Raw genomic sequence first — 11,079 nt, 5'->3', positions numbered from 1 at the left:
TGAATCTTGGCACATCAAGCACCGGCTCAAACAGCTCAGTCAGCGGACAGTGTCTCGGATTGCCGGTTAGCTTCCGCGCCAGCCGCACTACAATCTAATTGTAGGGGAAGAATGCTTCTGGTGACGAGATACGCCGGATGCCACTGACTGTTGTCTGGCCAGGTCATCTCGAAATCAGACTGTCGGCTCGCGGCTAACGAAGATTGTGATGCGTAGCTGGTGAGCTTCGATTCACCGGCAGGACAGACACGATTTCGCCGGTGGTCATATACACGATCGCGCCGAGTGGCGCCGAGGCTGCCTGAAGGTAGCGCTGCAGCTGCTGGACATACGCAGCGCGGTGCAGGTTTGTGTCGCGATCGCTCTTCCAGTCCAGAACTTCCAAGACTTTGCCGCCCTCGATTGCGATCGCATCGACGCGCCCGGCGAGCAGAGTGCCCGGCTCTATCTCGCCCCAGATAGACAGTTCAGGCACAAGCACGGGCAAGAGTCGTTGCACATACGGCAGCCGATAGGTCTGCAACGCGGTCGCCGCGAGTTCGCCTGGAGCCGGTAGCGGTCCCTCCACGGGGTCGATGGCAAGAAGCTCGTTGAGAAGACGTTCAGCACGTGCGGCAACGTCATCCTGCGGCGAGAGTTCGCCGGTCAGAAGTTCTTCCATAAGCTTGTGAAGAACCAGCCCACGAGTCCTGCCGGCCCCAATGGGCTCGACATATTCGAACGCGCTGCTCGGTTCGGCTGCCATGGTGGGTGCGAGGATTTCAGCACGATCCGCATCGTGGGCGCTGGGATTGACCCAGCGCAATGGTGGTGAGGCTGCCTGAACGATGGCGGCTTGCCGTGCGAAAGTACCTCCGTCCTGAGGCAACGCGGCCGCGTCAAAATTGGTGGTCGTGCGTGGCTCGAGCTGGTTGAACTTTAATTCCTCAAGCAGGTCGAATCTCAGGTTGAGCAGTTTCGACCAAGCGCCTGGCTTGGCCGACGAAAGATTGGGAACGACCAACAGGTCGCGGGCGCGTGTGGAGGCGACATACCACATGCGTTGATGTTCCAGCGCCTGACGCTGCGCTTGCTCCTCGCGAGCACGCTTGAGCGCAGAGGAACAGACGCCGCCGATGATCCAGTGCAGCGTGTTGTCGGATTGACGATGAACGAAACGCTCGGAGGGTCTTGCACGCGTGCCCATGTTGATGGGGATCACCGCCGGCCACTCCAGGCCTTTGGCGCTGTGAATGGTCACGATCTCTACCGCGTCCTTTGACGCGTCGATCGGGCCTTCCTGCCGCGAGGCGCGACGGTCCCAATCGAGCTGGAGATGACGGACGAAAGACCGGAGCCCCCGGACATCAAATGGCCGCGCCAGTTCAACGATGCGATCAAGATTGGCAAGTGAGCGCGCGGCCCGGTTGTTGCCGCTGCGCGCCGACAGAGCGACGCGCAGCTGAAGCTGCTCTATGGCCTCGGCCAACAAAATGCGGGGCGTGGTGTTGTTCACCCGCGCGCGGAGTTTTTGCAGGACCTCGAGGATGGAGCTGGCGAAGCGATGGGACACCAGAGCCGGCGGGGTCGTGATGTCAAAAAGGCCAGTCGGTGAAGCGTCTGGACCGGCTTGATGGACCTCTTCGGCGATGTCGAGCAACTCTTCATCGGTTAGACCGACCATGGGTCCACGCATGAAGGCACCGAAGGCAAGCCGGTCGCGCGAATCCGCCAGTGTCCGCAGCAGCGCCAGAACGTCCTGGGTTTCCTGCTGGAGCAACAGCGTCTTGCCGGCCTGCGACGCGACGGCAAGCCCGAGCGCCTCCAGTGCCCGCTCGTAGCGCCAGAGGTCAGTGCCGGTTGGAGCAAGCAGGGCAATGTCGCCCGCTTCAAGGAGGCGGCGCCTGCCATCGTGCTCGTCTTCGATCTCGATTGCGCCAACGAGTTTGGAACATATCCGTGCAACGATGGCCGCCTCGTCGTCGCGCTGCTCGGGCATGCTCGCCGTTCGACCGTCGCCGATGGTCACATGGGACGCGGAAGGCAGGCCATGGAAGGCGCCCTCCCGTGTGGCGGTGAGTGCGCCATAACTTGGCTGACCGTCGGCATCAAGAACCGGTTGGAATGCGGCGTTCACGTAGTCGATGATGCCTGGCTGGCAGCGAAAGTTGGCCCCGATATGAACGACGCGGTCATCCCCCAGGCGTGCAATCGTCCCTTTCGCCTGATTGTAGCTATCGATGTCGGCACCACGAAAGGCATAGATGGATTGCTTGGGATCGCCGACCACAAACAGCGCCCCGTCGCGAAGTTCGGCATCCTGCCAGCGATCGGGCATGGCGCGCGCCGCGATCGAAAACAGGATGCTGGCCTGGATGGGATCAGTGTCCTGAAATTCATCGACCAGGATATGCGCAAAGCGTCGACCGACAGCCTCGCGCACCACATCATTCTTCGTCACAAGGGCATGGGCGCGCAGCAGAAGGTCGTCGAAATCGAGGACAGCCGCGTCGCCCTTGCGCTCAACATAAAGGTCGGTGACGGGGTCGAGGGCACGTGACATTTGATCGACCATGGCATCGCCGATCTGGCCGAGGAGCTCTGCGAATTGCGTTTCACAGTCATGGGAATGCGTCTCGGCCTGCTGATCGAGTTCTGGTCCTTTGTCCTTGCCATAGGCCGATTTCCAATAGCCGAGATTACGCTGCTTTTTAAAAGCGAACTCGTTCCATTTCATCGTGGCAGTGCGTGGCGGGTCGGCAAGTTCCCATAGCCGAGCAAAGGTCGGCTTCGTCTCGAAGCAGTTCTCGTAGAATGCGGCGAGGGTTTCGAACTCGCCAACCAGGGTCGCGGTGCGGCCTTCCTTGGGATAGTCCGCTTGCCAGAATCGGAACGCACGGACACTCTCGACAAAATCGATGTCCTTGCGCAGCGAGAAGTCGACCGAAGCCGTGCCGGCTCCTGGGTGTTCGAGCTTGAGCTTGGCAAGGTCGAAGCTATCCTTGACGACCTTCAAAGGTTCGAACTTGGAGAGGACCGCGACCGGATCCTCGCCCTCCCTGGTTTGTAGGGAGAGACGCTCGAAGAGCCATTTGGAGATGACGCTCTCGAACATCGCATCGGCCGCAGGCCCATCCATCATTCGCGATCCGGGATCGAGTCCCGTTTCGACGGCATAGGCCATGATAATCTGTTGGCAGAACGCGTGAATCGTGCACGCGGTTATCTCGTCGAAGGCATCGATTGCCGACTTGAGGATAGCCTTCCTTTCGTTGAGCAGCTCAAGGGTTACAGCGCCGCGCAGGACCTTCGGGATTTCTCCTGCCAGCAGCTGGGTTGCGTATTCGCGAACGCGCAGCGACAGCTCGCTGGCAGCCAGTTCGGTAAACGTAATCGCGGCTATGCTGCGGGGCGGCGCACCGTACAACATCAGCATCACGGCGCGGCCGGCAATCAGCGACGTCTTGCCCGTGCCCGCGGCCGCTTCGACCAGCAATGTCTTGCCGAGTTCCGTAAGAACGCGACTGCGCTCGAGGGCATCGCTCAGCATCACCGCTCCCTCCAAAGGGGCGCGAGCTTGTGCTGCGCGGCATTGAAACCTTCATCCTTGCGCCCCTGGTAGCGGTCGAGCGCCGCAGGCAGCGCGATCCTGAGTTGATTGTAGCCAGCGAACGCATCTGGTCCCGGATAGGCGATCCCAGCTCTGAGCCCTTCGACCGCGATATCGATGAAGCGCAGCAGCGTCTCTTCCGCTTGTTCGAGCACCTCGCCTTCAAGACGCGCCGGAGGTTCCATGGTGTCGAGGTAGACGAGACGGGAGATGATCGTGCTCACCTCGGGGATTAGCTGTTTGATGGTGACGGCGTAGAGCGCGCGCTGAACTTCCGCTCCGCCGTCGAGGATGACGTCGCGCAGATCGCGCGGCGTCCTGCCGGTCTTGTAGTCGGACATCCGGACGCCACGGCGGTCGGGCTTCACGTCGACACGGTCAATGCGTCCCTGCAAGAGGATGCCGAAACGGCCGATCAGGACCTCTTGGTCTTCGCGCCAGGGATCGGAGCGCTTTGCCTGCGACTCAGGCGTGCCGAATGGCACCTCACTGAAGCTGTGGGTACCAGGACCGAAGCGGTCATCGACCGTCAGTCCGCGGCGGGCCCGTCGCCGTGCCTCTTCGATCGTGTCCAGCCAGAGCAAGCTCGGCGGCACTGCGCGGGCAAGCGGCCAGTGCTCCGCGATGCTGTGGGCTGCTGCCTCAAGCGCGCTTTCGATTTCTCCTGGCGTTGCGCTGACAAGGTTAGGCATGCGCTCGACCGCGAGGCGCAGCAATTCATGCACCAGCTCGCCGAAGGTCATCGCATCGAGTTGCAGCGGCTGAACCGCGAGCTCAGGCGCGGTCATCCCCAACACTCTTAGCCACACATAGCCCAAGGGATCACGCAACAGCCGCCGCAGTGAGGTAGCGGATTGCGGCAAGCTCAGAGCGCGCAGAACAGCCGGATGATCCTTTCGGAACCCGCCGTCATGTGGCGTTGTCTCAAGCCTGCGCGTCCAGTTGGTCCAGCAGGAAATGACGCTCTGTATGCGCGGCAAAGCGAGCGCTTCCTTGGCACGAGCCAGCAGACGATCACCCTCGCTGAACGCATGCTCCGGCGTCCGCGTCCGGGAGAGGGGACGCTCGGCAACCCGATGCTGCAGCAATCCGCTCTTGGCGAGGAACGCGCCTTCGGCCGATCGCCTGCTGCGCGACAGGGTAACCTTCGAATCTGGGTGGCCGGTCAGCACCTCGAAGGCAAGCCGATCGCGCTCGAGCCGGGGCAGATCCACTAACTCGCGCTCGTTGAGCACATGCTCGGGCAGCAGCGGGTCCGCATTGTCGCCACGCGGCCAGCTTCTGCTCGAAAGCCCAAGCAGACGCATATGCTTGCGTGGCGCGCCAACCAGATCCGCTGCCCGTGCCCAAACTACATTGTTGGCAGGATCGCTCTCATCCGCGATGCGCAACGACGTCAGGGTCATCTCCATTGCTGCCGCCGGCGCCAAACGAAGGGCGGCCTGCCAGAGCCCAAGGCTGCTGCCGCGCAGGAGCAACTTTCCGAGTTTGACCGCAGCTTTTGCGCCGTTCACAAGGTCATAAAGCACCGGCATCACGATCGTTGCGATCGGAGGACCATCGGTAGGGGAGAGTGTCTCCAGATTTGCGCCCAATGCTCCGGCTCAAACAGACCCGCCTCGGTGGAGAGTCCTTTCATCCAATCAACCGGGAGCGCCTCCGACAGATAAGGGGAGAGCAGGGACAGACGACGAATGCGATCTTGCGACAGGCCGTTGATCATCGCATCGGCGAGCGCCGCGCAGGTCTGGCCGGCGCGCGTGCTCAGGGCTGAAACGCCGCCAGCGAAATGGATCGGCAGATCAGCGTCCGCCGCCAGGACCAGCATGTGATCATCCCACACGCTCAAGTCAGCACTGGCGATCGCGATCTCGCTGGCTTGTGTCACGCCATCGCTCAACAACGCACGCGCCCAGCGAAGCGCTTCAACAACCTCCGCGCGTGGATCGGCGCAAACCTCACAGATCAGCTGTTCGGGGCGCTGCAGGGGTCTTCCCAGGATCTTACCAGGAAACCAGCTCCGGTCGCGCGTGCCTGGCGCGTCCCACGTGATTTCGATGACCGAGGCGAGGGCTTCGATGAGGGGCCGCCAGAGCGGCTCGACGGAAACAAGACGGTGGAGATGGAGAGGGCCGACGACAGTGCGCGCATGATCGATGTGCGCAAGCGCCCGATCGCGCAGATCCACGGGCAACAGCGCGCCGATTGGAAGATGCTCGCGCAGGAAGGCTTCGATGTGACCAAGGTCGCTCAGCCTGGCGCTTGGATTGAGTGGATCGACAAGGCGAATGTCAGCGGCCCACACGCGCTCCAGACTGGAGAGGACAGCCCGCGCCATGCCAGGCCTTGCCTTGACCTTTTCGAGTTCTTCAAAAGTAATCTCTGCAAGTGCTCGGGAAATGATTGGCACAAGCGTTGCGTGGTCGGCTGGTCGGCTGAAACCACCCGCAAGGCGCGCCGCGAGCAGCAGGACTGTGGCGACGTCGAGACCGTGGTCACCCGCTTGCGCGGCTGCGACACGCTGCATGCGAAAGGCTAAGGTGCCCTCGACGACGACGGTGTGACGTTCCATGGTGACAAGGACATTTGTTGCGACGCTGCAAGCCGGTCATCCGACTGTAGATCATATCGTAGATCAGGGACCCTGGACTGCAAGGCTACCCTTTACAAAAGCAGGGACAACCGTTTCAGATTGCCTGCTGACACGGTCGCGGGACGGTCTCTTGAGTGCCGATACGCTTTTCATCGTGCCCCCGATAGCCTTTCTGTAATCAAGTCGCCCAGGTCCGGAGCCTCCCATGTGCAACGATTTGTCTGATTGCGATTGTCACCGCAACCTTCCTCTGCCAACTGCACGTCAAGTCCCGCGAGGCTCTCTCTTGTCTACGAGGTCGATGCTTGATCGCCTCAAGATGGTGGTCCGATAATCGAAGGCTGCTATCTACGAAAGCGTGCTGGAGCACAATCGTTGCAGCGCAGTCACTTCGACCAGGTCCTTGCGGGACATCACTCTGCCTCAGGCAGATTCTGGAATTCGATTCACGCCAAATCAGTTGGCAGTCGCGGCTTTGCTCTCCCAACGATATTCGGTTCCGTCCGCCCAGACACGATGCATGACGATGGCGAGCTTCCGAGCGACGGCCACCACTGCCCGCCGAAGGCCGCGTCTCTTCGCGACCGCGAGACCCCATGCCCTGATGCCCGAGTTCTTGGTCGAGCGCGTCAGCAACGCGAGACTGGCTTGGTAGAGGGTGGACCGCATCGCTACGTCACCGCATTTGGAGATGCCGCTGTTTCGGTCGACCTCACCGGAAGCGTATTTCTTCGGCGTCAGGCCAAGATGTGCACCGACGTCTCGAGAACGTTCAAAACGGGCTGGATCATCAATGGTCGTGAGATAGGTCACGGCGGTGATCGCTCCGACGCCAGGGATGGTCATCAGCCGGCGGCACGTTTCGTCCTTCCGAACCATGTCCAGCATCATCTTGTGCAACACCGCGCATTGCTGTCGAAGAGCCGCTCGAGCGATCAGCATCGGTTTCACCATGGCCGCCAGGCGAGGCGCGTTCTCTATCAGCTCTAGAACGCGCCCTTCGAAAGGGCCGGAGGTTATGCGACCGGCGAGCTTGATGCCGAAGACACGGAGTGTCCCGCGGATTTCGTTCTCGATGTCGATCTGTTTCGTCTGAAGCGTACGGCGGTTGCAGAGAAGCATCCGGATTTCCTGGCTCTCATCACTTTTGACATGGACGATGGAGAACCAGCCAACGCGCATGCAGCCGGCGATCGCGCGAGCGTCATTCCGGTCGTTCTTGATCGGCATCGTCTTGGTCAAGGCCCGCAGCCGCCGCGGATCGATGCAGATTGCGGCCAGTCCGCGTTTCCTCAGGCCGTTGTACAGCCAAGCTGCGGTTGCGCCGGCTTCAAGCCCAACCCTTGCCAGGTTCAGATCGAGCCGCTCGAGCCAGTCGGCGATCTCATTTGGATCCGAGGCCGCCACTCCTTCCCGGAAAATGATACCGTCCTCGTCGACCACGCAGATTGTTGTCCAGTCCTTGAGCGCCTTGCGAGCCATCTCTTCGACTTGGGCAAGGTCGCTGGTGAAGAAGGGGATACGGTCGCCATCGTCAGAAAGCGGCTCGACCCGATCCAGCGTCGGCCGCTCTGGAACCCAACCGAGAACGAAGGCAATATCGAAATCGATCTGGCGGTCCGGGCCGGTCGTGATCTCCAGCCGCCTGACGACGTCAGGATAGAGCTGCTTCCGCTCCGGCCAGGTGTCTGGAATCGCCTCGGCTTGCAATCTCGTTCGGGGAACGTTGATCAGTTCCATGGTCTGATGGTGCGGAACTTCATCCTCCGGCCAGTCCGCACAACATGCAGTCGTCGCAGCCTTGTCGGCCTCCATCCAGACTGCCGCAGCTCGGTCCTCCTCTTCGGTAGGCTTGTCGTCTTCTGGAAAGCCCTTGATATCCCACCCTTCCAACGCAAACAGGCCTTCCGCGCCTTGCAAAGCCGTAATGCCGGCCCGCGCGAAGACAGCTTCGGCCGCAGCGATACCACGTGCCAGTTCTTCGGGCGTCGCACCTTCAATGTTCAAGCGAAGTTCCATGGTTCGCCTCCTATGACCTAATCCTGCCAATGTGAACAAAATGAGAACAAAGAGTCAAGCAGGCTCTTGACGGGAGAGGAATATGTTCCTTATTTCAGCGTGATCTGGAGCAGCAAAGGACCATGGCTCGGCGTCAATCGCGCTGGCCGGCGAAGCTATGGCGAAAACAGCGGAAGACAATTTTCGGATCGAGGTCTGGGATCGCGAGGAGCAGGTCTTGTCAGAAACCATTTCGCGTTCCCCCGATTCAACGGTGAGCCAGGCAGCCTGGCAAGCCGCCATCCGGCGCCGCCCAGGCATGTTGCTGGTTCACTACAACAGCCGGCATGTGATGGAGAAAATCCTGACACCGGGCGAGGTAAAGATCCCGCCACAGGCCATCATCGACGGCAGCGTTCACGCCGGCCTCGATGTTGCGCTCGGAGATCTACGCGAATGGCATGTGTTGCGGGCCTGGTGCAGATCCTGTTCGCACCATGCGACGGTGAAGCCAGCCGGCCTCATTGAGCGCTATGGAAAAGGCGCTCTGTTCAGTTCGGTCGAGCGAGCGCTTTTTTGCACGAGTTGTGACAGGGGCGGGCCTGTCAGGCTGGAAATTCACAAGCTGCCACGCAATTGAATGGAGATGAAAGGGTGCAAGATTTGGCGGACCGCCGCGGACGGGGACAGTCGGTCCCGCGTCCCGTCCTGCGGCCGGCGCTATGCTGACGCTCCTACGGCTGTCCCGTTCACCGCCCGCAGCGGGGGCGAATTTCCTCCTTCCTCCGCGCGACAACCGTCCACTGTTGCGGACGCGCGCAGGACTGCGGTTTATACGCCGTTCTTCCTTAGAGCGCCGACGGTCGCCGGCGCGGAGATCAACGAGGCAGCGGCGCGTCGTTTGGAAAGACGAATGAGGACGGCGCCACCGCCACTATGCGCTCGGCTGGCGTGGTTAAGCTGGGGACGACACACTACGCTGCGCGTAGTCGGCAATGTCGCCTCAGATGCAGCCGGTGTAGCGGTCGATGATGATGTAACGCATGCTCATGCTCCCGGCCTCTTCCCGGCCAGCGTCACGCAGACGATCCTGAAGTCGCGCTGCTTCAGCCCCAACTCGCGCAGAAGCCCCCGATCAGGCTCTGCGCCGTACCGCTTGTATGGGTCGTCAACTCGACAGCCTTCAGCCGGCGGCCATCCGACACCTCGAACTCGAACTCGGCGAGAACCGGCTTGCCGCCGGCTGCGTTGATCGCTTCCAGGATCTCCCGGTTGCGCCCCTTCTGCGCCTCCTTGCGCCCTGCCTCGGTCGCCTGGGCGATCGCCTTCCTGGCGCGCATGCTCCTGCTGCGCCTCCTCGTTGTGCTTGCGGTACTCGGCGAGCGCGACCTTCTCCTCGGCCTCCCGCTTCTTGTCTGCGACCAGGGCTGCCTCATCCTCGTCGGTCCAGTCGTCAACGACCTTGAGCCTCTGCCCACGCAGCGCATCGGCCATCAACTCGCGTCCGATCTGGCGCTCTACGATCACCTTCAGCAGTGGCTCAAGCATCCGCCACCCCAGGCTCACCGCGCCTTTCGCTGGGTATTCATCCGGCCCCTTCAGGACGTGCAGCGTGATGTAGCCGTTCTTCGTGTGGCCGCCCCAGCTTGCATCCACTGCCATGCCGTAGGTCGTCGTGTCGGAAGTCGTTGCATCAAACGTTCTAATTTCAGCGAAGTTAGTCATTGGAAACCTCAGTTCGGGGAGGAGGAGGGGACCCATCATCGCCCCTACCCCCGGTCGGGCACCGTCACCATCCGCCTTGTATACACGACCGCTGGCTTTTGTATCCCAGTCGTCGAATTCCCATGGTCATGATAGACGGTCTCTTCACACAATGCTTAATTGCGCCGACCTCTTGCCGCCTCGCAGCCGTCCAATGATGCCAGCTCGGTGACAGGACTCCGGCGAAAGCTGAAAAGGCGGGCCGTTCCCCCGAGGCTCCCCGCGACCGGTCCAACGCCGGCAGAACGCCCGCACCAACAGGCTTTGCGCCCGATCATTCGAACCTGTGATGGAGTATGCGAACAATAAGCGGACAGTGCCACATGGATGGTCTTGATCAGTCCGGCCTTTTGTTAGCGGACCGTTCGGAGCCGGGTGCCATTTGAACCTGCACTCGTCTTGTGCAAGTGTCCGCTTTGGCATGGACAGTTGGTGGAGCGGAAAAGTATGGTCCTGTATCTAGAGCACAAGGATGCGATTGCTGGAATTTTGCTCGATCGGGCGAAGCAACGCCGCACGATCTACTACAGCGAGTTGGGCGCGGCGCTCGGCATTCCAGCCCAAGGCCCATGGAAACCAATTCTTGACGAGATCTCTCGGGAAGAAACGTCAGCTGGTCGGCCAGACATCACATATCTCGTTGTCTCAAAGACCACGAACTTGCCTGGCCAAATAGGCTTTACGGCTGCGAAGCCGCCTTCGGCCGAACAAACCAAGAGAGCACTCGAGACGATTGAAGCTGTCTTTGACCACTACCACAAGTAATTCTCTACTAGTCGACGCAATGCGTTGATCGCGCCCATTTCAGGATTATGCCCCCTTTCGGACACGTTAGATCTTCTGAATTTGCGGGGCACGCTTTCGACAGGCGCAACCTACAAGACTTGGTGGGCAAACGAGTTGCACCAAACGCAGAAGGGCTTCGACGCGGTTACAAAGAAATTTGCAGCCATAATTTGACAAGGCAAGGTCTAGCAGAGGGTTCGACCGAGCTTTCCAGTTCGGCAGCGACGATCCGGCCGATCCGAAAGCGACCGCCCGCGTTCTCACGATCATGCTCGCCGGCGAACACTAAGCCCTCGACCGCCCCTGGCGAGGGAGAACGAAATTTACGGCTCTTGCACCGCCGCTGTCG

The 11,079-nt window shown here is 60.9% G+C and carries 7 protein-coding genes and 1 pseudogene; 3 read left to right on the top strand and 5 right to left on the bottom strand.

Annotation, left to right across the window (positions count from 1 at the left end):
* Positions 1-193: 193 nt before the first annotated feature.
* From NKJ89_RS04535 to NKJ89_RS04520, 4 genes are all read right to left on the bottom strand, one after another.
* Positions 194-3,529 (bottom strand): UvrD-helicase domain-containing protein, encoded by a 3,336-nt coding sequence (locus NKJ89_RS04535; RefSeq protein ID WP_352600268.1) that lies wholly within the window; start codon positions 3,527-3,529, stop codon positions 194-196.
* Complete coding sequence (locus NKJ89_RS04530) at positions 3,529-4,824, bottom strand: PD-(D/E)XK nuclease family protein (protein ID WP_352600266.1); 1,296 nt, start codon at positions 4,822-4,824, stop codon at positions 3,529-3,531. The genes NKJ89_RS04535 and NKJ89_RS04530 overlap by 1 nt, the downstream gene beginning before the upstream one ends.
* Before the next feature lie 299 nt (positions 4,825-5,123).
* A complete protein-coding gene (locus tag NKJ89_RS04525) occupies positions 5,124-6,161 on the bottom strand; it encodes a PD-(D/E)XK nuclease family protein (protein WP_352600264.1) in 1,038 nt (345 codons plus the stop codon).
* 477 nt (positions 6,162-6,638) lie between these two features.
* A complete protein-coding gene (locus NKJ89_RS04520; protein ID WP_352600338.1) occupies positions 6,639-7,664 on the bottom strand; it encodes an IS110 family RNA-guided transposase in 1,026 nt (341 codons plus the stop codon).
* Between the two features lie 694 nt (positions 7,665-8,358).
* Here NKJ89_RS04520 and NKJ89_RS04515 point away from each other — a divergent pair.
* Positions 8,359-8,820, top strand: a complete 462-nt coding sequence (locus tag NKJ89_RS04515; RefSeq protein ID WP_352600262.1) for a hypothetical protein — start codon at positions 8,359-8,361, stop codon at positions 8,818-8,820.
* Between the two features lie 407 nt (positions 8,821-9,227).
* Here the strand turns inward: NKJ89_RS04515 and NKJ89_RS04510 are convergent, their stop codons facing one another.
* Positions 9,228-9,905 (bottom strand): hypothetical protein, encoded by a 678-nt coding sequence (locus NKJ89_RS04510; protein WP_352600261.1) that lies wholly within the window; start codon positions 9,903-9,905, stop codon positions 9,228-9,230.
* A gap of 486 nt (positions 9,906-10,391) precedes the next feature.
* Here NKJ89_RS04510 and NKJ89_RS04505 point away from each other — a divergent pair, with 486 nt between their 5' ends.
* Together NKJ89_RS04505 and NKJ89_RS04500 are read left to right on the top strand one after the other, a co-directional pair.
* Positions 10,392-10,709 (top strand): hypothetical protein, encoded by a 318-nt coding sequence (locus NKJ89_RS04505; protein WP_352600259.1) that lies wholly within the window; start codon positions 10,392-10,394, stop codon positions 10,707-10,709.
* Between the two features lie 229 nt (positions 10,710-10,938).
* Positions 10,939-11,019: pseudogene (locus tag NKJ89_RS04500) on the top strand (DUF3768 domain-containing protein); the annotation flags it as partial.
* Between the last annotated feature and the right edge of the window lie 60 nt (positions 11,020-11,079).

Source organism: Mesorhizobium sp. M0047 (assembly GCF_040323315.1).
Lineage (GTDB): Bacteria > Pseudomonadota > Alphaproteobacteria > Rhizobiales > Rhizobiaceae > Mesorhizobium.
The sequence above is the reverse complement of the archived record's forward strand: the minus strand, read 5'-3'. Positions and strand labels throughout refer to the sequence as shown.